24 protein-coding genes are annotated in these 22,699 nt (G+C 69.8%); 20 read left to right on the forward strand and 4 right to left on the reverse strand.

Annotated elements, in window-relative coordinates; all coding sequences use genetic code 11:
• The first annotated feature begins 158 nt into the window (after positions 1-158).
• From K1T35_RS48435 to dapD, 6 genes are all read left to right on the forward strand, one after another.
• Positions 159-548: a hypothetical protein gene (locus K1T35_RS48435; protein WP_220263545.1), complete on the forward strand. Its 390-nt coding sequence runs from the start codon at positions 159-161 to the stop codon at positions 546-548.
• A 98-nt stretch (positions 549-646) separates the two neighbouring features.
• Positions 647-850, forward strand: a complete 204-nt coding sequence (locus tag K1T35_RS48440) for a hypothetical protein (RefSeq protein ID WP_220263546.1) — start codon at positions 647-649, stop codon at positions 848-850.
• A gap of 39 nt (positions 851-889) precedes the next feature.
• Positions 890-1,078, forward strand: coding sequence for a hypothetical protein (locus K1T35_RS48445; RefSeq protein ID WP_220263547.1), 189 nt, complete (start codon positions 890-892; stop codon positions 1,076-1,078).
• A gap of 184 nt (positions 1,079-1,262) precedes the next feature.
• Complete coding sequence (locus K1T35_RS48450) at positions 1,263-1,469, forward strand: hypothetical protein (RefSeq protein ID WP_220263548.1); 207 nt, start codon at positions 1,263-1,265, stop codon at positions 1,467-1,469.
• Positions 1,470-1,643: 174 nt separating this feature from the next.
• Positions 1,644-1,952 carry a hypothetical protein gene (locus K1T35_RS48455; RefSeq protein ID WP_220263549.1) on the forward strand — a complete coding sequence of 103 codons (309 nt, stop codon included), beginning with the start codon at positions 1,644-1,646 and terminating at the stop codon, positions 1,950-1,952.
• 145 nt (positions 1,953-2,097) lie between these two features.
• Positions 2,098-3,015 carry a 2,3,4,5-tetrahydropyridine-2,6-dicarboxylate N-succinyltransferase gene (dapD, locus tag K1T35_RS48460; RefSeq protein ID WP_220263583.1) on the forward strand — a complete coding sequence of 306 codons (918 nt, stop codon included), beginning with the start codon at positions 2,098-2,100 and terminating at the stop codon, positions 3,013-3,015.
• Positions 3,016-3,437: 422 nt separating this feature from the next.
• On the opposite strand, the gene K1T35_RS48465 is transcribed toward dapD, so the two are convergent.
• Positions 3,438-3,665, reverse strand: a complete 228-nt coding sequence (locus K1T35_RS48465; protein WP_220263550.1) for a hypothetical protein — start codon at positions 3,663-3,665, stop codon at positions 3,438-3,440.
• A gap of 647 nt (positions 3,666-4,312) precedes the next feature.
• Between K1T35_RS48465 and K1T35_RS48470 the strand changes: the two genes are divergently transcribed.
• Both K1T35_RS48470 and K1T35_RS48475 read left to right on the forward strand, forming a co-directional pair.
• Positions 4,313-4,654 carry a hypothetical protein gene (locus K1T35_RS48470; RefSeq protein WP_220263551.1) on the forward strand — a complete coding sequence of 114 codons (342 nt, stop codon included), beginning with the start codon at positions 4,313-4,315 and terminating at the stop codon, positions 4,652-4,654.
• Positions 4,655-4,747: 93 nt separating this feature from the next.
• Positions 4,748-5,164 (forward strand): hypothetical protein, encoded by a 417-nt coding sequence (locus K1T35_RS48475; RefSeq protein ID WP_220263552.1) that lies wholly within the window; start codon positions 4,748-4,750, stop codon positions 5,162-5,164.
• A gap of 334 nt (positions 5,165-5,498) precedes the next feature.
• Here K1T35_RS48475 and K1T35_RS48480 read toward each other — a convergent pair whose 3' ends face one another.
• Entirely contained in the window at positions 5,499-5,693 is a 195-nt protein-coding gene (locus tag K1T35_RS48480) for a helix-turn-helix domain-containing protein (protein ID WP_220263553.1), read from the reverse strand.
• 426 nt (positions 5,694-6,119) lie between these two features.
• Between K1T35_RS48480 and K1T35_RS48485 the strand changes: the two genes are divergently transcribed.
• A complete protein-coding gene (locus K1T35_RS48485; protein ID WP_220263554.1) occupies positions 6,120-7,361 on the forward strand; it encodes a cupin domain-containing protein in 1,242 nt (413 codons plus the stop codon).
• Positions 7,343-8,230, forward strand: coding sequence for an aldo/keto reductase (locus tag K1T35_RS48490; protein WP_255622853.1), 888 nt, complete (start codon positions 7,343-7,345; stop codon positions 8,228-8,230). Before K1T35_RS48485 ends, K1T35_RS48490 begins: the two co-directional genes overlap by 19 nt.
• Here K1T35_RS48490 and K1T35_RS48495 read toward each other — a convergent pair.
• Entirely contained in the window at positions 8,182-9,102 is a 921-nt protein-coding gene (locus tag K1T35_RS48495) for a phosphotransferase (RefSeq protein ID WP_220263556.1), read from the reverse strand. The genes K1T35_RS48490 and K1T35_RS48495 overlap by 49 nt on opposite strands.
• A 445-nt stretch (positions 9,103-9,547) precedes the next feature.
• On the opposite strand from K1T35_RS48495, the gene K1T35_RS48500 reads away from it, so the two are divergent.
• The 8 genes from K1T35_RS48500 to K1T35_RS48535 all read left to right on the forward strand — a co-directional run bounded on the left by K1T35_RS48500 (position 9,548) and on the right by K1T35_RS48535 (position 16,396).
• A complete protein-coding gene (locus tag K1T35_RS48500; protein WP_220263557.1) occupies positions 9,548-9,757 on the forward strand; it encodes a hypothetical protein in 210 nt (69 codons plus the stop codon).
• 18 nt (positions 9,758-9,775) lie between these two features.
• Positions 9,776-10,762 carry a hypothetical protein gene (locus K1T35_RS48505; RefSeq protein ID WP_220263558.1) on the forward strand — a complete coding sequence of 329 codons (987 nt, stop codon included), beginning with the start codon at positions 9,776-9,778 and terminating at the stop codon, positions 10,760-10,762.
• Between the two features lie 404 nt (positions 10,763-11,166).
• The gene (locus K1T35_RS48510) at positions 11,167-11,466 is read left to right on the forward strand and encodes a hypothetical protein (RefSeq protein ID WP_220263559.1); all 300 of its coding nucleotides are present in this window, start codon (positions 11,167-11,169) and stop codon (positions 11,464-11,466) included.
• Between the two features lie 742 nt (positions 11,467-12,208).
• The gene (locus tag K1T35_RS48515; protein WP_220263560.1) at positions 12,209-12,379 is read left to right on the forward strand and encodes a hypothetical protein; all 171 of its coding nucleotides are present in this window, start codon (positions 12,209-12,211) and stop codon (positions 12,377-12,379) included.
• Positions 12,367-12,576 carry a hypothetical protein gene (locus K1T35_RS48520; protein WP_220263561.1) on the forward strand — a complete coding sequence of 70 codons (210 nt, stop codon included), beginning with the start codon at positions 12,367-12,369 and terminating at the stop codon, positions 12,574-12,576. The genes K1T35_RS48515 and K1T35_RS48520 overlap by 13 nt, the downstream gene beginning before the upstream one ends.
• Positions 12,576-12,740: a hypothetical protein gene (locus tag K1T35_RS48525; protein WP_220263562.1), complete on the forward strand. Its 165-nt coding sequence runs from the start codon at positions 12,576-12,578 to the stop codon at positions 12,738-12,740. Before K1T35_RS48520 ends, K1T35_RS48525 begins: the two co-directional genes overlap by 1 nt.
• A gap of 558 nt (positions 12,741-13,298) precedes the next feature.
• Positions 13,299-16,085 (forward strand): hypothetical protein, encoded by a 2,787-nt coding sequence (locus K1T35_RS48530; RefSeq protein WP_220263563.1) that lies wholly within the window; start codon positions 13,299-13,301, stop codon positions 16,083-16,085.
• Between the two features lie 125 nt (positions 16,086-16,210).
• Positions 16,211-16,396, forward strand: coding sequence for a hypothetical protein (locus K1T35_RS48535; protein WP_220263564.1), 186 nt, complete (start codon positions 16,211-16,213; stop codon positions 16,394-16,396).
• Between the two features lie 254 nt (positions 16,397-16,650).
• Here K1T35_RS48535 and K1T35_RS48540 read toward each other — a convergent pair whose 3' ends face one another.
• Complete coding sequence (locus tag K1T35_RS48540) at positions 16,651-16,926, reverse strand: hypothetical protein (RefSeq protein ID WP_220263565.1); 276 nt, start codon at positions 16,924-16,926, stop codon at positions 16,651-16,653.
• Positions 16,927-17,067: 141 nt separating this feature from the next.
• Between K1T35_RS48540 and K1T35_RS48545 the strand changes: the two genes are divergently transcribed.
• The gene (locus K1T35_RS48545; RefSeq protein ID WP_220263566.1) at positions 17,068-19,869 is read left to right on the forward strand and encodes a hypothetical protein; all 2,802 of its coding nucleotides are present in this window, start codon (positions 17,068-17,070) and stop codon (positions 19,867-19,869) included.
• Between the two features lie 438 nt (positions 19,870-20,307).
• Positions 20,308-22,473, forward strand: coding sequence for a helix-turn-helix domain-containing protein (locus K1T35_RS48550; protein ID WP_220263567.1), 2,166 nt, complete (start codon positions 20,308-20,310; stop codon positions 22,471-22,473).
• Positions 22,474-22,699 lie beyond the last annotated feature (226 nt).

Consider the following 22,699-nt stretch of genomic DNA (forward strand, 5'->3'; position numbering starts at 1 on the left):
CGTCTGCCGGGAGTGAGGCATCCGGGCCTCAGTCGTAGCTCCGAACTCAAGCCCTTTACAGTTTTAGCGTCAAAACGGTATGGTTGTAAAGGGTCGCCATCAGCGACGTGGGCGACAAGGAGCCCGCACCGCGACTGCGAGATCGGGGAGGACTACCGATGTGTGCAGACTCGACCGCAGCCCGCGACCGCGCCATCGACCCGACCAGCCCCGCCTCTCCGGCATGGGCGATCGAGACGATCGTTGAGGAGCACCGCCGCGGCGACGGCTTAGATGAGGGCTGGCTGTTTGACATCGCAGCCGCGCTCCGGGCCCAGGCCGGCGCCCCGGATGCCGGTCACGAGCTGATCGCCGCCGCGGAGTCGGCCGCGCGCGCGACAGGGGAGGAGCTGGCCGCGCTACGAGCAGCGGTGCTCGACACGCTCCCGTCTGGGGCTGCCATCGACCCTGACCGCTCCACGGGGGAGCTCATCGCCGAGCTGCGACACACGGCGCCAGCCGCGCCGACCCACGCCGAGCTGGACCCCGAGATCGCCGACCCAGGCTGACCGTGAGGCGCAGGTCGGTCTGGTCGAACACGACGGTGACACCGTGGTCATCACGACCGAAGCCGGGCGTGGGACCGCTAGTAGAGGAGGACTGCGACATGAGCAAGCTCAACAAGGACCTGGTCTGGGGTGCGTTCGTCACGCTGCCCAAGAACGCGGACGGGTCGGTCATGCTCCGTGAACTGGTGAGGGAGTGCGGTTACGGCGACACGTCTGAGTTCCTCACGGCTATGCGCGAGGCAGGCATCAACCACTACAGCAGCACCGTCCCCGGCAAGGGCATCGTCACGAAGCTGGGGTGATCAACGAGATCCAGCGCGAGCAGCAGGAGGAGAGCTGACATGGCCAAGGTTCGCCCGGTCGACATCGTCACCGAGCCGGAGCAGTGCGAGACCGGCTGCGGCGCCCGTGTGGCCATCACGCGCCGCCGCGACGACGGAGCCACCCGACTGTCTGTGATCGGCGACGGCGGTCGCGTGTGGCCGGGCGGGCACACGCAGGCCGACTGTCGTGGTCGCCGCGGCCTCTGACCGATAACAGGGCCGGCGTCGATGTGGCGGCCGGTGGTCGAGCGCGGCCGCCCTCGCTGCCGGGCGCTGATGTGCACCACCCGGAACGAAGGCGCTCGACCTGGCGTGCCAGCCTGCCGGGACGAGGAGGCCGACCGATAGCAGCCCAGCCCTTACGGCAGAACCCCGGACTGAGGAGATCGAGATGGACAGGAGCACCAAGCCGGCGACGGTGGCCATCGGGGACAGCATCGTGTTCGATTCCCTGCCCGGATTCAAGATGACCGTGCTGGACGTGAAGTCCTGCGAGACCGACGCGAACCGCGGCGAGCCGCACCACGCGTTCCGGATCATCGACCCGGAGGGGCAGGCCGACTGGCTCTGCGCCTACGACGTGACGAAGGTCGGCTGACTCGTGGGGTGCCGCGCGTCAAGTCCTGCCCTCATCGTGGACTGACCGATGGGGCGTCGCTGGGGTTCCTTGTTCCCGACCCGGCGGATGCGGCCCCCCGAGCTGAGGCGCGCACGGCGAGCGCGCCGGGGTCGTTAGGCTCAGGCTTCACGCCATCGGGGGGGAGCGCGGACCATGCCTGAGGCCTATCGCATCGCCGAGCCGCGACAGCTCATGCCCGGCGCCATTGACGACCTGACCGTACGCGCCGCTGATCATCTGCTTGATCACCTCCTCGCTACCGACCCCGACTCGCACCCTGACGATCCGACCGCGGCGATCGACGCCGCACAGCTTGCCGAGATGCGCCATCGCTATGCGATCAACCGTCACGGCGTCAGCCGCATTTGGAATCAGCTCACCAACGGGGAGCGCGGCGGCGCCGCGATCGAGACATGGGGCTGGCTGAACGCCGCATGCCACCAAGGCGAGCGCGCTCGCTGACAGGATCCCCGTCGTCCCGCAACGGGCAAGGTGCGCCTGTGGAGCGGCCGCGGCGCTGCCGCATCGAGGGGCGTGCCCATACTCATCGCCTGAGGGCGGTGCCTCGGTAGGGAGTTAGCGTTGGGGTGTGAGCACTACACCTCGTATCGTCGGTGCGTCCGGCACCGGGCTGGCCACCGTCGCGACCGATGGCACCGTCCTGGACACCTGGTACCCCGCCCCCGCGCTCGGGACCGACGCGCCGGATGTCTCGGCCGACCTGGAAGCACTTGCCGGCACGGACTCCGGCCGCGGCGTGCGGGCCGTCGTCGTGCGCACCGCGATCGCGTCGCTCGCCGACCCGCCCGCCGACGCCCACGACGCCTACCTGCGGCTGCACCTGCTGAGCCACCGGCTGATCGCCCCGCACGAGGCGAACATGAACGGCATCTTCGGCGTGCTCGCCAACGTCGTCTGGACCAGTCATGGCCCCTGCCCCGTGCCGGGCTTCGAGCTCACCCGCGCCCGCCTGCGCGTCCGCGGCCCGGTGGCCGTGTACGGCGTGGACAAGTTCCCGCGGATGGTCGACTACGTGGTGCCGGAGGGCGTCCGCATCGCCGACGCCGACCGCGTCCGGCTCGGCGCCCACCTCGCCGCCGGCACCACGGTGATGCACGAGGGCTTCGTGAACTACAACGCCGGCACGCTCGGCGCGTCGATGGTCGAGGGGCGCATCTCCGCAGGCGTCGTCGTCGGCGACGGCTCCGACGTCGGCGGCGGCGCGTCGATCATGGGGACGCTCTCGGGCGGCGGCAAGGAGGTGATCTCGGTGGGCGAGCGGTGCCTGATCGGCGCCAACGCCGGGATCGGGATCTCCCTCGGCGACGACTGCGTGGTGGAGGCGGGCCTGTACGTCACGGCCGGCACGAAGGTCACGCTCCCGGACGGGAGCACGGCCGCAGCCCGCACCCTGTCCGGCCAGAACGGCGTCCTGCTGCGCCGCAACTCGGTGACGGGCGCGGTGGAGGCCCTCCCCCGCACCGGCGAGGGCATCGCGCTGAACGAGGCGCTGCACGCAAACTGACGCGGAGGGCGGGGCCGCCCGGTCGCTGCGCAAGGTTTGTGGAGATGGCCGAGCGTTCCGTTGGTTGGCCTCTGGACGCGGCTGCGGCACGTGGCCTACGGCCTCCGCTGAACCCCCGACGAGAACGCCCGTGGCTCCGGCCGGGGGCGTTCGTCTGGGCCGGGCGGTCCTCGTGGCGGGCGTTTGCCTCGGCGATGCAGGGTTCGGCCGCTGTCCGGGCGTTGCATGTGTGGTGGGCGACCGCGTGGGCGGCGTTGCAGGTAGGTGCGTCGTCCGGTGCGGGTGTCCGTACGGGTCAGTTGGGAGAGGGTGATGCGCTCGAGTTCCTACTTGGGAGCCGCGGCGTGTTGCGACGGGTGGTGACCTCGCCGATCGGGCCTCCTTGGGCCGGGGCTGTCGTGAGCGGCCGGGCGGGTTTCGGTTCAGTGCTCGGGGTTGACCTTGCGGTGTGCGACGTCGAGTGCGCGCTGCAGGTTGTCGTCACGGTAGATCGTGTTCAGTGAGTCGGGGCGCCAGACCTCGAACGCATCGCCGAGGTGCGCGCGCGTCACGAGCACTCGGCCATCGGTGCCGGTGACCCGCCACTGGGTCTTTCCCATCACGTCTGTGTAGGTCTCTGCGCCAGCGGGCGGCGTAATCATGTCGCTCATGGTTGCTGCCCTTCTCGGTGGGTCTTCTTGGTGGTCGCGCACGCCGGCCTGCCGCCTGTCTGCAACAGTACCGTATTAATGTAATTCTGTCAACATGTGTTCACGCTAACTCACGCTGACTGCCTGGTGCTTTACGGTTCAGAACCTAATCGTGGGCGTATGGCGTTCGGCCCGTTGACCGGGCCCGGCGGTCACGTTCTCGTGCATCCCAGAGGGCGGTGTTGGGGTCGCGAAAGGAGCCCTCCGACATCTTGTCGTTTTAACGTGAACCTACTAGCCTGCTGAAGGCCGACTGGGTCGATCGGGAAGCCGACGGCGGGTCGAGACGTACCGACGGCCGGCTCGACGTCGCAGCGCGGGCGCGAATGGGGTGGGAGGGCCGGCGGTCGAGTGCCGCGCGCTCGTGCCGCTTGTGTGGCCGGTTCGCCTCTGTGGCCCGGCTCGGAGAATCGGTCACAGGCTTTCGGTTGGCTGGCTGGCTGGCTGGGGCGTGGGGTGGGGGTCGGCGGTGCTGGGTGTGCCCCGTGGCCAGTGATCATCGGTTGTTGCTCTTTACGACTAGTTTTCACGTTAAAACGTTGATATGGTCGGTCGTGTTGCGCTGGGGTCTGGCGAGGGCCGGAGCCCACTACCGGGAGGACAAGGTCATGACGAAGAGCGCGCCCAGTCGGACCACTAAGACGCCCGGCACCGCCTACGCTCGCGCGTTGCGGGTGCTCGGTCTGCGGCAGGGCAGCGACTTCACCGTGCGCGGTCTCACGCTGAACGGGAAGCGCGCCTACAGCTACGTCGAGCTGCGCACGCCGGGCGCCCGGCTCGCAGTGGCGGAGCATCTGACTGACGTGCGCGAGATCGTGGTCGCTGCTGGCTGGACGGTCGGGTTCCGCGCGTACGAGCGCGGCGATCTCGCAATGGGCGGACACTTGCATGTCGACGATCTGTACTGGCTGGGTGAGGTGCTGCGGCTCAACGCCCAGGCCGGGCGCTGAGCCCCACCGAGCATTTCCCAACATGGTTCCTCTGCTCGGCTGTCGATGGCTCAGCGTCGCCGCCAGCAGATCCTCAGATCAGGAGAGACCGTGATGAGCGTTTTCACTGCCGGTCAGCAGGTCGAGTGGCGCAGCGGCCGGGTCGTGGAGTCCGGCAAGTACCTCGGGCCCGACGAGTGGCAGGAGTGGGCGCGCGTTGATACCGCCGATGGTGAGCACCTGGTCCGCGCTCGGGTTCTCCGCGCAGAGGGGGTGCTGGCAGCTGAGGACGCTGCTCTCGCAGATCTGATCGAGCGCGCCAAGGGCTATCCGATCGGCGACGACGAGCACGCCGCTCGCAGCCGTCAGCACGGCTTCCCGTGGTGCGACACCTGCAAGCGCCCGTCGGTCGGCAGCGAATGGCTCGGGCTGGTGCATTCGACCGTCGAGCACCCGTCAGGGGTGCCGAAGCACCTCGACGAGAGTGGGCACGAGGTTACGCACCACGAGTGGTACCGGGTGCCCCGCTGACCCGTGGCTGTCCCTTGGAAAGCTGCGCAAGATCGTCGAGGTCCTCGACCGCCGGCCGCGCGATGGACGGTGTCCTGGACACACTGCCGAGGAGCGCGCCGCAGGGCTAGTGCAGCCCTTCCCGCGCTGACCACCCCACCGCCTCCGGTGAAGAATTGACCCATAGCAGCGGGCCTGAACATGCCGCGCCGCGAGAAGCTGGACCCGCAGCGGACCACTACGCGCGGTGACAAGCTCGACCCGAAGGCGATCGCCTACACCGCTGCCGCTCGACGCCAAGCGTCGGGTGCGGACGGGTCTGCGTCGGCGCTAGCTCTGGGGAGAGATCGGGCCGCTACCCGACGATGTCGGCGATCTGGCGACGCAGGTCGTCGAGATCCCAGCGCAGGTGTCCGCCGAGCGTCTTCGAGGCCGGCGTGACTCGTTTCGCGTTGGCCCATCGCTGCAGGGTGGTGGGGTCGACCTGGAGCGCGCGGGCGGCCTCGCCGGTACTCACGAGCCGTCGGCCTTCCTCGCTAGTGGTGGGCATCGTCTTGTCTCCTCGTCGCGGAAGTCGAGGGTAGCGCAGGTGCCGCGGTCGCAGACTTCGCCGGTTTAGCCGGGATTACAGCCGATGCAGGGCTTGCAGTGTTTGCAGCGTTTGCGGTAGTCTTAAGGGGCGGTCGACGGGGCCGGACCTCGGCGCAGTCGATAGGCCGCAGAGAACAAGGAGGTCCCGATTTGGACGAGAACACGCTGGTCATCGAGGTGGAGCGGCTGATCGGCGCGCAGACGCGCGACACCAGTCAGCACTCCGACGGTCCGAACGGCGACACCGGTGAGAACAAGGACGGCTGATCGCTGCCTAGGCCGTAGCTGACGTCCGCGCCGGGGGAGGGAGGAGCACTCCTTCATCCCTTCCCTGGCGCGGACCACCTCCTGACCTCCCCGATCGCTTCGCAGGAAGGACATCGACATGCAACACCAGCTGATCTCGCAGATTGAGCAGGCGCTGAGCTGGGCGGGCCCGCACGAGCTCGGGCGCGCAGTCGCCCGTGGACGTATGTCGGACGACGCCCTGCCGGGCCGCCTGCTGACCCCGCAGCGACTGCTCGATCTCGTCATGCGCCGTAGCCTCACGCCGCCGCAGTTCCGGTGTGTGCAGGACGGGAACGAACTGCACCCTCGCCACTACATCGACCAGGGGGCGGGTCGACGTGCGCCCGGATTGCCCCAGGTCGACATGGGAGCGGTCGGGCGGCTGCTCGACGAGGGCGCCACGTTCGTCCTCGACGGCGTCGATCGTCTCGATCCGACGATGGAGGCGGCCTGCCGCGCGCTGCAGTGGTGGGCGGGGGAGTTGGTGCAGGTCAACTGCTATCTGACGACGCGCGACGCTGCCGGGTTCGAGCTGCACTGGGATGACCACGACGTCCTGGTGGTGCAGCTGGCGGGTCGCAAGAGCTGGGAGGTGCGTGGCGCGTCTCGACCCGCCCCGATGTATCGCGATGCGGTGCGCAACGACACCCCCAGCGACGAGATCATCTGGGCCGGGTCCATGGTCGCCGGGGATGTCCTGCACATCCCGCGCGGCTACTGGCACCGAGCCACTCGAACCGACCGGGGCGCCACCGCCGAGGAGCAGGACTTCTCCCTGCACGCCACGTTCGGGCTCACCCAGCGGACCGGCGTGGACTGGGTGACGTGGCTGGCGGACCGGGCTCGTGAAGACCTGATGTTTCGGACCGACCTCGATCCGGTCAGCGACTCAGGTCCGGCGCTCGCGCGGCAACTGTCGGCACTGGCTGAAACTGCGAGCCCCCACCAGTTCCTGGCCTCCCGGGTCCGCCAGCAGCCGCCGCGACGGCGGGTGATCACGAGCGGCGTGTTCGGTCCGCCCGCGTCGGTGGTGTGCATTACCGAGTTCCCGCCCCAGATCACCGCGGTTCCCTGTGGTGACGCGTCGAGGCCCGCAGCAGTCCTCGTCGAGGCAGCCGGTCGCGCCATCCGGTTCGCCGCAGCGGCCGAGCCCGCGCTGCGGATGCTGCTGTCGGGGCATCCGGTCCAGATCGCCGAGGTCGAGAAGGCCACCAGCCTGCCGCTCGGCGCCGTTGCCGCCACGCTGATCACGGAGGGCTTGTGCGCAGAGGCGCTGCCCGAGTTGTCCTCGGGCTACACCGGACTCGTCCCGACGACACCTTGCTCGACGCCGCGCTGACCTGCGGTGTGCGGGCGATCGATACCGCGTTCAACTACGACGGGTTCGGCTCGCATCGCCGGTTGCGGCGGTTGGAGCTGATCGATGAGTTCTCGGTGTCGACGAAGGTCGGGTTCTTCCCGAGCCCCAGCGGCGGGGTCGAGCACTCGCTCGACCCCGCCCGCCTGCAGCGCGCCATCGAGACCAGCGCCACCGACCTCGGCCGTCGGCCCGACATCGTCTTCTTGCACAGTCCAGAGCGCTCGCTGCCCCAGCAACGCTCGCCGCAGGGAGGCCGGGAGGAAAGCCCGGCGGAAGCGCGAGAGATGCTCTGGGCCGCCTGTGCGGTGCTGGAGCAGGCCCGCGCGGACGGCTGGTGCGAGCGGTGGGGGATGGCCTGTTGGGACCCCTTCCCGGTGTGGCGGTGTCTGTCCGGCGCCGAAGGGGAGCCGCGGCTCGACGTCGTGATGACGCGGGCAGGGCTGATGGCCAAGCCGCAGGTCCTGGATGCGGCAGAGGCCCTGGCGCAGCGTTACGACCTCCCTGCCCAGGCCCGGTGGGGTATGAGCCCTTTCGGCGGCGATGCGCAGCACGCGGTGTGGGATGCGATCGATCCTCGCCGATTCGTTCGGTCACCACACGGTGACACCGGCGGCGAGCCGCGCCCGCCTCGGCCGTCGGGTGCAGGGTCGGGCGTGGTGTCGCGACTGGCCGCTGCGTTCCGGGCAGCGTTCGAGTTGCCGTCGGTGGGCCGGGTCGCCGTGGGCGCGAGCAGCGCTGCGCACCTTGACGAGCTCGTCACCGCAGCCGGTCTCGACCTGGACGCCGAGGAGATCGGGCGCTACCGAGCCCTGCTCAGGACCTTGACCCCGCCCGCGGCGTCTGGTTGAAGTGCGGCGAGGAGGCGCTGTGCTTGTGCTGCGACCGGGCGGGCGAGCGGGCCGGCGTAGTCGTCGCCGGCGGCGATCAGTTGCGCGCAGAGGAACAGTGCACTCAGCGTGCCTTCTCGACTAGCGAGATCGGCCGCGCGCTCACGGCGGACCCGGGCGGCGAGGCGGGGCGTGGCCAGCGACGCGACCCACAACGTCGCGGCATCAAACCCTCGCGGTCCGCTGCCCCAGTCCTCCCAGTCGAGGATCCAGCACTCTGGCGCGGTGAGGTTGGCCCAGTTCAAGTCGGCATGTACCGCACACCACTCGTTGATCGAGGTGTCGCGCAGCTGCGGGAAGACATCGTGAAGGGTTCGGGAGATCCGCTCCTGGGTGAGAGCGGCACCCTCGAGCGTCGCGGCCGGCAGTTCGCCGAGCCAGCGAGGATCGCGTGGTCGGTGCGCAGCGAGAGCATCGAGTGAGGCGTTGAGCGTGCGCCACCACGACTGCGCAAGGACTGGTTCGCTGGTGAGCGTGCCGCCGGGCTTGATCGGCGTGGCGGCCACTGCATCGGTCTCATCAACCCGCCACAGCATCGCCACCTCGGCATCGCGCCACGAGGCGCCGCGCCGCCACCGCGGGCGCGCGACCCCGTCCAGAGCCCGACTGGTCTCGACCCTGTCGCCGTGATGGCCGGCACGCACGCGGGATAGTGGTCGGGCTTCAACACGCACCCACGTTCCCCGGGCGCTCAGTGCGCCGAGCGATCGCCGCTTGGCCACCGCGGTGCTCGGATCGACCGTCGTTTCGAGCGCGCGAGCGGCCTCAGCGAGCACGCTGCGCGCCCACACCGGATCCCGCAGGTCGACAGGGCGGGCCACCGTGATCGTCATGCTGCGCTTCCTCCGGTGCCTCATCGGGCAGAGTCAAGGCCTCGCCTAAGTCGCGGGCCAGATCATACCGCCAACGTACCGCGCTCGCAGCGTTTGCAGCGAATCCCCCGGCTGAGCGGGTTTGCGGACCTCGTCACTGCGGCGGTGCACGATCAGAGCAGGGGCCGGCGACGGTACTGGCGCATCCCGGCTGATCAGCCTGGCAGGCGAGGTGGATCAGCAGACTGAGGCTGCCGGAGCCGAAGCGGTTCCTCAGGTCAGTGGGGGCGTAGGTAGGCCGTCGCGCGGGGGTTCTGGGGTAGTTCGGATGGTCGGCTGTGCTGGGCTGGCCCGTCGCCGGCGTTCGGGCACCGAGGTAGGCGTTTTCACGTCTTGACGCTGCGATGAGAGCACGATAGGGTTGCAGACAAGAGGTGGACGGGGTTAGCGGGGGAGGCGGCCGGTTATGGCCAGTGTTGCTGGTGAGATCTTCGATGCGCATGGTGGCGATGCGATGGCGATTGCGGAGCTGGTGGAGCGGGAGCGGCACGCGAATGGGCGGTTGCGTGCGCGGGTGGCCGAAATGGAGGGGCGGGCCCAGGAGTTGCTGGTTCGGTGGGATGGCCACCCGGATGGCACGGTGGCGCGCGCTGTCCGACACATCCTCGGGGAGTGAGTCCCTGTGCACTCTGCGATGTCCCGCGCTGACCAGTTGGAGCGGCTGCTGTGCGGGCTCGGTGGTGTCAGTACGGCGTCGGAGCGGCGCGAGCTGCGGGGCCGAGTCGAGTTCCTCGGTGATGAGGAGCGCGCCACCCTGCGCGGGCAGGTCGAGCGGCAGCTGCGCGAGCTCTACGCCTGCGAGAACGGCGTGTACGGGGAGAGCGGCATCCGCGCGGCCGCGCTCAACGTGCTGCACGACGAATTGCAGCGGCCTGCTGGCGTGCCGGAGGCCGATCTGTTGGCCGCCAGGAGCAAGAAGGAACGCGCCCGTGTGCTCGGCGTGCTGACCCCCGCGCAGCGTGAGACCCTGGCGGCTGATAACGACGCCGCGTTGCAGCGGCTGCAGGGCCGGAATCCGGGTAGCTCACCGGAGATCACTCGCCGTCAGCGGTTGGCCGCCGAGCTGTCCGGTCGGCCTGCGCCGGCCCGCCCGCGTGCCGGGCAGGCGGCCGATGCAGAGCCGATCGGGCCAGACCGGGAGCAGCTCACTGCGAGGGAACGCGCCGCGGCCGCTGAACTGGCCCGGGCCCGGGAGGGGCTCGCCGCCGCCGAGCGGAACGCCGAGCGGGTCGCCGGGGTGGCGATGGATGGCCGCACGGCGAACGATCCGAACCTGCCTCTTGGACAGGTTGTTCGGCGGACCGGGCGGCAGGTGCGGCAGGCGCAGGCCCGGACCGACCGGGACCTCGCCGCGACCGTGGCCGCGGAGCGGCGGTTGTCCTCCGCGCAGATGCGGGCCCGGGCAGCGGAAGCCGCCGCCGAGCGGGCGACCGCCAACGTCGCCGCAGCGGCCTCGGTGACTCGGGAGAACCTGGCGCGGGCCCGGTTCGTCCGCGACCAGAACGGCGGCTGGCACCGGGTGAAGAGGGTCAACGCCAAGAGTGTGACGGTGCCCTCCGTGGTCGGCGGGTCATGGGATGACCGCATCCCGATCTCCACGATCGTTGAAGTGCGGACCTGATGGTGCTGGGTGCGGCGGGCCGAGGTTTCCGCGGCGGCCGCGTGTGATCTTCGGCGTCGCCACGGCCCCGGTGCGCACCGGGGCCGTGGTCATGTGGCTGAGCCTCGGTCGTCGTCGCCGCGGGAGAGTGCTGGCGTTCAGGCCAACCCGCAGTCGCTCAGGATTCGATTGACGTATTAGCGTGAAAACGCTACCGTGTAGGCGTGGCCTCGCGCATGTCACTCAGGCCCCACATGGCAGGTCAACGCGTTCTTGTCCTGCCTTCCTGTCGTGGGCCTCGGCTGCGGCGCCGCACTCATCCACCGCTCCATCCCACCGACGCTGAGGTGACGCGATGACCTACCGGCACATGCAGCCCTATCCCGGCGGCCGCTGCCCGTCGACCGGCTTCCGGCGGTAGCAGCGTGGCCGGGAAGACCAAGCGGCGCACACGGGTCGTGAAGCGCAAGCTCGTGCCCACCATGGTCAAGCGGCGTGTGCGCAACGAGAAGGCTGTCGAGGGATACATGGCGAACCCGGACTGGCGTGGCCCGGACTTCTGTGGCAACAACGGGGAGCCGACTGCCTACCTCGATGACAACGATCAGTGGGTGGCCAGTGCGGGCAACCACCGGATGGAGGCCGCGGTCCGCACGAACCGCAAGATCCATGTCTACTTCCATGTCCCGGTCGGCATGGAAGCTCCGGTCGGATCTTGGTGGTGACGATCAGATGGGCAGCGATCCAGGCTGGGGGATGGGTGCCCCCCGGTGGGCGACCACGGTCGCCCGTGAGCGGTACGGGCGTTCATGGTCGGCGGCCGGCCTGGGTCGGCTGGGCGGTGGCCTGCTGCTCGCCGCACCCGGCTACGGCGTACACCCCGGAGGACAACTCGGGCTGGCTGCCGGATGTGCGTTGCACCTGCCGGGGTCCCGGACCGGGACCCGTACTGCGGCTACCGCTGCGCGGCGAAGAACGCATCGAGTCGGCTGAGCCCGGTCGGCACCCACTGCGACAGGAGATGAGCATGCCCGAGAAGGACTACCGCTGGGTTACCGAGAGAGGCTTCGGAGCGTCACGGTCGACGACCTTGCCGAGACGCTCCAGCCCTCCGACGAGCAAGGCGACGAAGAGGAATCAAGTCGCTAACACCCACTACGACAGGAGAGCGTCATGCCGCCAACACCCGAGGCGGTCGAGCTGACCGCGGCGGAGCGCGAGCTGGCCGAGGCTCGTAAGGCCTTCGAGCGCGTCGAGCCTGGCGCGGATGACTCATCCGCGAACGCCGCCGCCGCCGGGATTGGCCGATAACGCCTCAATGCCACCGGCGCTCGCTCGCCGACGGCGTCGGCGCCCTCGGTCAGGGGAGGCGGCCGCAGCTGCGGCCACAGCACCCGTGTGCACGCCTGGACGGGCGCGCGGCCATGCCGCGAGGACTGCCCGTGTCAAGAACTGGAGGAGTGAGGGATGGACGAGGGCACGAGCCAGCGCGTGAGCTGGGATGACGTAGAAGTGCACCACGAGCGCGAGGGCTGCCCGATCTGCTTCTCGCGCGCCAGGCACTACCACACGCAGAAGGCCTGGCGCGCGGTCGTCGACAAGGCTGGCGAGGAGCTGAAGCGTAGGTGGCGGCGATGAAGTGCGCGGTCTGCCTGGCTGCCTTGCGGCCATCCTCGGTCGCCGTTCAGGAGGCGGTCACGGTGATCAGCGGTGACGCGGTGTGCAATGACCACGTGCGGGTGCGCGCGGCGTACAGCGACCTGATGGGCGCGGTGCTCGCGGTGCAGGCCGACATCGAAGCCGTGCGGCTCGGCAGACGGGCGCGGTGGTCGTGATGGCTGAAAAGGTGACGATCGAGAAGACGCCGGACGGCGGCTGGCTCGTGACTTGCCCTGTCATGTCGATGGCGACGATGGACGAGGCGTCGGCCTGGCGGAAGTTCGCGGAGTGGGTGGAGACGCTCGGCCGGGTCATGGACGAGAAGCGCAAGGGCCGATGAGCTGCCCGGCGTGCGCGAGGGCGAGGCGATGACCGCTGGCGGTGCGGCCGCTGGTCCGGGATGCGGGAGGTTGATCATCTCCAGCTGATCGACCGTGGCCGGTGGTCAACGGGTGTTCGAGTCCCCGTACGTCCTCACGCTCGCTCGGTTGTGAGTAAGAGTGTGGGGTTGGTCTGGTGCGCTCCCCGGCCCCTGGCAGCCCTGGACGCGATGCGCGTGAGTTCCGCACGATGAGCACCGACGCAGCGCGGGGTCGTTCGGAGCACGAGGTGATCGTCGCGAGGCTCGGGGACTGGCTTGCAGTGCGCGATGTGCGGTGGGCCTGGCGGTTCGGGGATGAATTGTCGGTGGCGGGGAACCGCGGGCGGCCCGGAACACGATGACACGAGCTCGCCACAGCCGGTCGCCGATCCGCTCGCCGGGCTCGCCGTCCACCCAGCAACGGGTGGGCCTGACCGCGCGAAACCGCGCCATCCGGCCCGCGAGCCTCACGGGACGGCAGCGCCGCTGGCCGGGACCGTCCGTAACGACTGGCGGACGGGTGTGGACAATGCGCCCGTGACCGGGCGCCGGATCCGGCTCGGGCGCGAGCCGACGATCCCCGAACCTGCGCGGCGTGCATTCGTCCTGGCGCTTCGGGACCTGCTTGAGAACAGCCGGTTCGGCTCGCTGGCGGAGCTCGGCGATAGTCTGCGACCACGGCGAACGAAGCAGCGGCTGTCCGAGCCAGCCCGCGGAACCCGGCTACCGGATGTCGACGAGCTGAAGGCCATCGTCGAGGCCTGCCGCCCCGGTGCATGGCCCAAGTTGCTGCAGCTGCTGCTCCGGGCTGAGGCTGAGGAGTCCGCCGCGGATGCCGACCGGACCGCCGTGTTGTCGCGGCTGTCCGACCACGCTGTCACCATCGATGGTCGGCTGCCGGTCGTCGAGGAGTATCGGGACTGGGTGCGGCTGGGTGTGCACCGGCCGATCACCCGGGTGTCCTCCGGTCTCGACCTCACCGATCGGGTGCAGGCCGGGGGGCTGCCCACCTACGTCGAGCGGGAGCGAGACCGCACCGAGCTGCGGCCGGCTCTCGCCGCGGCCGCGAGGGGCGAGGGCCCGTCGGTGCGGCTGGTGCTGGTCACTGGCGCGTCGCTGGCCGGCAAGACCCGCGCCGCCGTCGAGGCGATGCGGGCCGAGCTGATTGGCTGGCGGCTGCTCATCCCTCGCAGCGCCCGGTCCCTTGCCCAGCTGCTCGATCGCGACTTCAATGTGCGCCACACCGTGGTGTGGCTCGATGAGGTCCAAGATCTGGTCCGGCAGGATCGCGGCGCCGAGCAGCTCGAGCGCCTCCTCGACCGTGACACCGGTCCGACGGTGCTGCTTGCCACGCTCAGGGCCGACCGCGAGGAGGTCCTTCGCGGCACAGCAGCTGAGCGGCTTTTTCAGCGCGCGGCGCCCCGGATCACGCTGTATCGCCGGCCGGCGGGGGAAGAGTTCGAACAAGAACTCGCCCGCGCCCGCACACACAGCGATCCGTGGCTGGTCGAGGCGCTCGACAGAATCGGCGCACGCTATGGGATCGCGGAATGGCTGGCTGCAGGCCCGCAACTGGTTGACCAGCTCGACCGTGCCCGCGCCAGCGACGACCCGGTCAAGCAGACTGCTGCCGCCCTGGTGGACGCCGCGATCGACTGCTACCACGCCGGCTACACCCGACCCATCCCGGAGCCGCTCCTGCTCGCGGCGCGCGATCTCTACCTGCCCGAACACCTCCGCTACGTCACGCACTCGGTTACAGCGGACGCGCTGGAATGGGCACGGAAGCCAGTTGCCGGCGCAAGTGCTCTCCTGGAACCCCACACGGGGTGGGGCGACCGCGCCTTCGACTACCTCGTCGGCGCCGCCACCGAGAATCCGGCAGCGGCGGTCCACGCCGGCATCTGGCAGCTGCTGCCCGCGCATCTCACCCCCGGCACCAGCGAGCTGGTTACCCGGGCGGCCTACCGCGCCGGGCAAAGCGCCCTCGCGCACACACTCATCCCGCGACTTCATCATCAGGCGCGAGCCCGGCTCTACGCCGAGATGGGCGACGTCGAGTCCCTCACCGCCATGGCCGAGACCAACGGGTTGTGGTGGGGAAACGCCGCCAGTTTGCTCGCCGAGCTGCTCGCCAAGCGCGGCGACATCCCGGCGTTGACCGCGCGCGCGGCTGCGGGCCACTCTCGCGCTGCCTACCTGCTCGTCGAGCTGCTCGCCGAGCGCCGCGACATCACGGCGCTGACCGCGCGCGCGGACGCGGGCGACCGGTGGGCTCCTGGCCGGCTCGCCGTGCTGCTGGCCGAGCGTGGCGACATCCCGGCGTTGACCGCGCGGGCCGAGGCGGGCGACGTGCACGCCGGTGCGGAGCTCGCCAAGCTAGGCGATTTCAAGGTACTGACCGAATGGGCGGACGCGGGTAGCTCTCTCGCGGCCGCCGAGCTTGCCGAGTTGCTCGCCGAGCGGGGTGACCTCGACACGCTGACCGCGCGCGCCGATGCGGGCGACTGGGACGCCACCGCGCTTCTCGCCGGGCTGCTGGCCGAGCGGGGTGACATCCCGGGGCTGACGGCACGCGCGGACGCGGGCGACCGGTGGGCTGCTGGCCGGCTCGCCGTGCTGCTGGCCGAGCGTGGCGACATCCCGGCGTTGACCGCGCGGGCCGAGGCGGGCGACGCGCGCGCCGGTGTGGAGCTCGCCAAGCTAGGCGATTTCAAGGTGTTGACCGCGCGGGCCGACGCCGGCGACGAGGAGGCCGCCGAACGACTCACTGAGCTGCTGGCCGAGCGTGGCGACGTCGACACGCTGACCGAGCGGGCAGACGCCGGTGACCGGCGCGCCGCCGGGCGGCTCCCCTGGCTGCTCGCCGAGCGGGGTGACCTTCGCGCGCTGACTGTGCTCGCGGATGCGCGCCACGAGGAGGCCGCTCGCCGGCTGGCCCGGCTCCTCGCCGAGCGGGGCGATTTCGACGCCCTGACTGCGCGGGCCGCCGCCGGCGACCAGCATGCCCTCTGGGAACTCGCCGGGCCCGACAACCTCGAGGCGCTGACCAAGCTCGCGGATTTCGACGAGGGCGCCGCCCTCAGGCTCGCCGAACTGCTCGCCGAGCGTGGCGACATCCCGGCGTTGACCGCGCGCGCGAACGCAGACGACTGGGACGCCGCCCGCGTACTTGACGAGCTGCTGGCCGAGCGTGGCGACATCCCGGCGTTGACTGCGCGGGCGGACGCCGGCGACCAGCACGCCGCCGAGCGGCTCGCCGAGCTGCTCGTCCTGCGTGGCGAACTCCACCGACGCCCTGACCTCGCGCGCCGATTCGGATGACCCCGACGGCGCCTGGATCCTCCTCACGGTGCTCGCCAGTGGCCTCGTCGGGCGTCGCGATCTCGACACGATGACCGCGCAGGCCGATACCGGCGACTGCCACTCCGTTGAGCCGGTCGCCGTACATGGCGAGCTCGACGCTCACCACGCGGTTCGACGCCGGTAGCCTGCTCCTCGCCGAGCCACTCGCCGCGCAGGGCGACCTCAACGCGCTGACCGCGGTGGTCGCGCAGGCGGGTCCGTCGGGCGAGCCCTGCCGGGAGCGACCGGCGCCGATCGGGTGCTCGCGACCGACTGCGGCCATGACCTGATCGAGCCTGCGCGCCAGCGGTCGACGATGGCGCGGACCCGCGACCGCCGGCGCTATCCGGCCCGGGGATCAGCCGCGGGCCAGAGCCAGATTGGTCGGGCTCATCTGCGGCAGAGCCCGGTACCGAGGCCGGTCGACCCCGGGCGGCGGACAGCTGCACCGGCCGACGCGGCCGCGGGCCGTGCGAGAGCGCGCACGTCAGCGGCCCGCTCGGCCAGCTTTCACGTCCACGCCCAAACGTCCACGCCCACCCGGCTATGAGCCGCGCCGCCGGCAGGGGGAGCGGCGCGACCGCCGCACCCCGCCGCCCCGCCTCGTCTTCACCCTCGGCTGCATCTGGAGGAGGTAGTCGCGGACCAGGCCGACTCGCTGGGTGGGCGTAGCACTACGACCGGCGAGCACGATCAGAAGGACAGGAACGAGCAGTCGAGCCAGAAGGTAGCCGAGCACCAGGCATGACGTGAGCGGTGTCAGCTCGGCCAGCTGCCCGAGTGCGACGACGAGGCTGACGGGCAGGGCGAGGGGGGCCATGGAGCACTCCGCAGGGGCGTCGAGGGCCCATCGCTTGGGCCGGGTGCCACCCACTTCGCCAGCCCAGGTGATCGTCCACGAGGCGACACCGGACGACGCCGCCCCCTACCTGCGCCGTCCGGCACGGCGACCGGACGATCAATGATCGAGCCCTCCGCACCCAGGCGGCGGATCCGGCTCGATCCCGCCCCGTCGATCCCGTACCCGGCACGGCGCGCGTTCGTCCTCGCGCTGCGCGAGGTACTCACCAGCGGCGCGTTCAGCTCACTGAATGCCCTGGGCGGGACGCTTCGGCCTCGACGGAGCAAACAGCGACTCTCCGAGCTTGCCGCGGGGAAGCGACTTCCGGATCGCGACGAGCTCGCGGCCGTCGTCACGGCCTGCCGTCCAGCCGAGCTGTCCAGGTTGCAGCAGCTGCTGTTCCGCGCCGCCGCCGAGGAATCCGCCGTGGCCGCCGGTCGCGCCCAGCCCGCGTTCCGATTGGCCAGCTGCGCCGTCGCGGTCGACGGTCGACTCCCGGCCGTGGACGAGTTCCGGCACTGGACCCGACTGGGTGTGCACCCACCGATCACCCGCCTGTCCTCCGGGCAGAATCTCAGCGAGCGGGTACGGGCCGGTGAGCTGCCGACGTACGTGGAGCGCGAGAAGGACGCCGAGCTGCGCCCGGCCCTCGCCGCGGCTGCCGCCGGCGAGGGCCCTCCGGTGCGGCTGGTCCTCGTCACCGGAGCCTCGTTAGCGGGCAAGACCCGCGCGGCCGTGGAGGCCATGCAGGCCGAGCTGCCCACCTGGCGCCTGCTGATCCCGCGCAGCGCCCGCGGCCTGGCCGAGATGCTCGACGCGCAGTTCAACCTACGCCACACCGTGCTTTGGCTCGATGAGGTTCAAGAGATGCTCGAGCAAGATATCGGGTCTGAACAGCTGAACCGCCTTCTCGACCTTCCGGTCGGGCCGACCGTGCTGCTCGCCACACTGCGCGCCGACACGCAAGATGCCTTCCGCGATACCGCAGGTGACCGGCTGCTGCGCCGTGCCAACACCCGGATCACCCTGCACCGCCGACCCCTGCCGGCGGAACTCGAACGCGCGCTCGCCCGAGCCCACGAGTCCGACGACCTGTGGCTCGCCGAGGCGCTCGACAAGATCGGGGACCGCTACGGCATCGCCGAATGGCTCGCCGCCGGCCCTCAGCTCGCCGACCAGCTCGAATACGCCCGCGCCAGCGACGACCCGGTCAAACAGACCGCGGCCGCGCTCGTCGACGCCGCCATCGACTGCTACCGCGCCGGCTACACCCAACCCATCCCCGAACCCCTGCTCGTCGCTGCCCATCAGCTACACCTTCCCGAACACCTCCGCCACGCCCCGCGGCCTCTCACAGCGGAGGCGATGGCATGGGCGCGGACGTCGATAGCCGGCGCGAGCCCGCTGCTCGAGCACCACCGAAACTGGGGTGACCGTGCCTTCGACTACCTCCTCGCCACGGCATCCGACACCGCGTTAGCGACACCCCAACGGGCGGCGATACCCAAGGCGCTCTGGCAGCACCTGATCGCACACGTCACTCCAAGTACTGCCCGACAGATCGCTCGAGCGGCATACCGCGCGGGACAGCGCGACATCGCCGACGACCTGATCCGGCGCAACCCCCACGACGAGCCCGCTCGGCTCTACGCCGACGTGGGCAACGTGGAAGCCCTGACCGAACTCGCCGACGCCGGCGACCGCACCGCCGCCCGATCGCTCGTCGAGCTGCTCGTTGACCGCGGCGATGCCGAGACACTCACCGCCCGCGCCGCGGCCGGCGACTACTTCGCCGGTCAGCGGCTCGCCGACCTCCTCGCCCGCCTCGGCGATGCGGATGCCCTGGCCGCCCGCGCTGACACCGGCGACGACGACGCCGCCTGGAGGCTCGCGGAACTGCTCGCCGACCGTGGCGACATCAACACCCTCACGACCCGAGCTGACGGCGGTGAACGCCACGCTGCCTACCGGCTCGCCGGGCTGCTCGTCGACCGTGGCGATGCCGAGACACTCACTGCGCGCGCCGACGCGGGCGACAACTACGCAGCTCTGGCGCTCGCCGAGCTTGGCGACCTCAACGCACCGACGCAACCCGACCCGCAAGCCGACCTCACCGCGGGCAACGACGACACGGGCGCCTGGTGGCTCGTCGACCGGATCGCCGCCGTCGACCGGCTCGCCGACGCGGGAGACCTTGACGCTCTCACCACCCAAGCTGACGCCGGGAATCCCCACGCCGCCTGGAGGCTCGCGGAACTGCTCGCCGAACGCGGCGACCTCGACACCCTCACTGCGCGCGCCGCCGTCGCCGGCTTCGCCAGCAACCAGCTGGCCCGCCGCCCGGGGGCTCACCATCTCGCCGCCCGAAAGCTCGTCGAGCTGCTCACTGACCGCGGCGACCTCGACGCCCTCACAGCGCGCGCCGACGCCGGCGACACGCACGCCGCGGCCAGGCGCGCTGAGCTCCTCGAACTCCGCGGCGACCTCACTACCCTCACCGCGCTCGCCGCCGCCGGTGACCGCCACGCCGCGGAGGGGCGCGCTGGCGTGCTCGCGGCCCGGGGTGAGCTTGACGCTCTCACCACTCTTGCCGAAGCCGGCGATGACGCCGCCGCCTGGAGGCTCGTCGAGCTGCTCGCTGACCGTGGCGAGCTCACCACTCTCACTGCACGCGCCGATGCCGGCGACAACTACGCTGGCCGGCGGCTCGTCGACCTGCTCGCTGACCGCGGCGACCTCGACGCCCTCACAGCGCGCGCCGACGCCGGCGACACGCACGCCGCGGCCAGGCGCGCTGAGCTGCTGGCCGAGCGCAGCGACCTCAAAACCCTCGCCGCGCTCGCCGCCGCCGGCGACAGCTTCGCCGCATTGGAGCTCACCGAGCTACGCGCCGAGCAGCACCCGCGCGATCTCGAGGGGTAGCGAGTCCGCCCACAACGCGGTCAGCGGCGGCTCGTCAGCAACGCGGGCGGTTGCGCACTTCGACTAGATGCATTTGCTCCGCGGGCGGCGCGTCGTTCATGGGGACGCTCTCACCATGGTCATGGTGACGATCAGATGGGCAGTGACCCAGGCTGGGGGATGAGTGCCCCCCAGGTGGGCGACCACGGCCGCCCGTGAGCGGCACGGCGTTCATGGGCGGCGGCCCGGCCTGGGTCGGCTGGGCGGTGGCCTGCTGCTCGCCGCACCCGGCCACGGGGTACACCCGGGAGGGCAACTCGGGCTGGCTGCCGGATGTGCGGTGCACCCGCCGGGGTCCCCGGAGCGATACCCGTACTGCGGCTACCGCTCTCAGCGTCGCCTCCTGATGCAGGACTGCCGCGCGATTTGACGGTAAAACGCGTCGGGTACCCTCGACGTGTGGAGGGTCACGGCGGCGACACATGGTTTGCCTTGGTTGCCGAAGAATCAAGCCGAATCATGCAGCTTGAGCAAGCGCTACGCCGGGATGCGGTAAATGCGCTAACCCGTGACACCGTCAATGAATCCATCCTCGAGTTTGCTCAGGATGCCGCAGCGATGAGGAAGGTATCGCAATCCGGCCTACATCCCGAGCGAATGCATCAGGTCGCAGTCGCTCGTCCGGCTGCACGGATCGCAGAGGCAACCATCGAGGCACTCGGCGCGGTTGAATATTCCGTCATGAATCGATGGAGCGGCTGCGAGCGGGAAAGTGTTCTAGCTGGACCGAAGGATGACTGCATCGTCGTTATTGCCCCGGGGAAGCTGAAGCGGGCTGAACATGGCACGCCTGTATGGACGTCAGCGTTGAGCGAGGTTGTGCACGAGGCGCTCAGCGCGATTCTTCCGTCTGGTGGACCGTGGCGGGTGGCTGAAAGTCTCCCGCGTTCAGGCGCATCCGGCATCCGGCAATCGTATGTGGAGGCCCGCACCATACTGGAAGTGGGACCGCCGCTACCTGCTGTTCGTGCACTGGATCTGGGGACATATCGCCTGTTCATGCACGCGGAAACGGCGGTCATCGACCTAGTTCAAGCCGTGCTCTTGCCGTTGATCGACTCTGGTGCGGAAGCAGAGCCGTTCCTGGGCACGCTGGAGGCTTGGTTCATTACAGGTTCCGTTCCTGAGGCCGCGCGGAAGCTGCATCTGCGGACCTATGAGGTCCTTCAGCGGCTGGATCATTTTGCGGAGTTGACTGGGAATGATCCGACCGATCCCGGGCAGCGGTTCACGGTCCAGGCTGCGGTGCTCGGAGCGCGACTGCTGGGCTGGCCGCAGCGGCCGCTTCCGGAAGAGGGTGGCCTCCCGGCCCGTATCGACGCGCTGCGGGAACAGGGGGCTATCGACGCGCTAGGACTCACCGGTCCCGCGTTGTCGCGCATGCTGACGTACCAAGTTTTCATGTACGACGAGGCGGCAACAGTGGAGTTCGCTCGTTCAATGCTTGCCCCGTTGGGTGCGTCGCGTCTGGGGTTTCAAGAATCACTGGCAACGCTGCTCGCCTGGGCCGGCGCGGGCTTCGTCATCAGCGAGACGGCGCGGAAGATTGGAATGTCAAGCACCACGGTCACTCAGCGGCTGAGACGAGTTGCCGAGCTTGTCGGACGTGATCTCGAGGATCCTAGAGAACGGTTCGCCATCCTTGCTGCTGCCCTCGGGGCTCGAGCGCTGCGCTGGGAGCCCCCGCCGCCCCCGCCGCCTCCGCCGTCTCTGCCACCTTCACGAACTACGACCACGCAGCGAGCCTCTATCCGGCATGCCGCATCTCCGGGGGATCCCAAGGTCGAGTGGTGGACCGTGTACGATATTGCTGCCCATCTCGGCGTTTCGGCGACCACTGTTTACAATTACCGGGGCCGCGGCGACCTTCCGGAGCCTGACTCGCAAGTTAGTGGAGCGCTTGTGTGGCGCCCGCGTCGCATTATAGCCTGGAATTCTCGACGGCAGCGGGTTGTGAAGTCCCGTGTGGAGCGCAGTGCCGCAACGAAGGCAGGGGACGAGCGACGTACAAGCCGGAAGGCGTGGGGTCGCGGAGGCGACCGCAGCGTCCACCTGACGCCAGATAATGCATATCAACTCGGTTTAGCCAACCTCGACGATAGGATTGCGGTAGGAACTCGTGTCCGTGCCATGATAGCGGCATATTTGAACAACACGGCCGGCTTCCGTACGGCTGTCGATCGCGACATTCGGGACCAGCAGACGCGACCACGCGGCGTTGGGAGACGGGACGTCCCAACGGAGACCGCTGCTGGCTCCGGGAAATCGAGTGCCCGGGCGACGATCGTGAAGCTGCACCTGCATCCCGACGATGTCCGCGCGCTGGATCTGTCCGAGATGGAAGATGAGACAAAACTAGACGCGCGGGTTAAAGCAATGATTGCTGTGTATCTGAGGGGCCGTCGCTCGAAAAGAACGGTCGATAACATCGCGCGGTCACTTCCGGCAGCGCATCTCAGGCTCCCCCTGCAACATCTGCATGGCGAGGGGGCGGGCCTCGAGCAGACGCTAGACGCGCTGCACCGGCTGGCCGAGGGCCTGAAATCTCGGCCACCGCACGAGTGATCGGCGGTGCTCACCCCTGCATCAGACCACGCCCGTCATCCCACTTTCCGGCCGGTGACCACGCAGTGCACGGCGCGATCGCCGGCATCGAACGCCGCCTGGGTCGGTACAAGCGCCACGAGGTCCCGGCCCGGCTCTGGCCTTCTCGACGGCGGTGCGTCCGTGAGGGTGGCTAGCGGCTCGGCTGAGGGGAGTTGAAGTTGTCACGTCAAAACGCTAAAATGAA

The organism is Pseudonocardia sp. DSM 110487, from assembly GCF_019468565.1.
In the GTDB taxonomy this organism is placed as follows: domain Bacteria; phylum Actinomycetota; class Actinomycetes; order Mycobacteriales; family Pseudonocardiaceae; genus Pseudonocardia.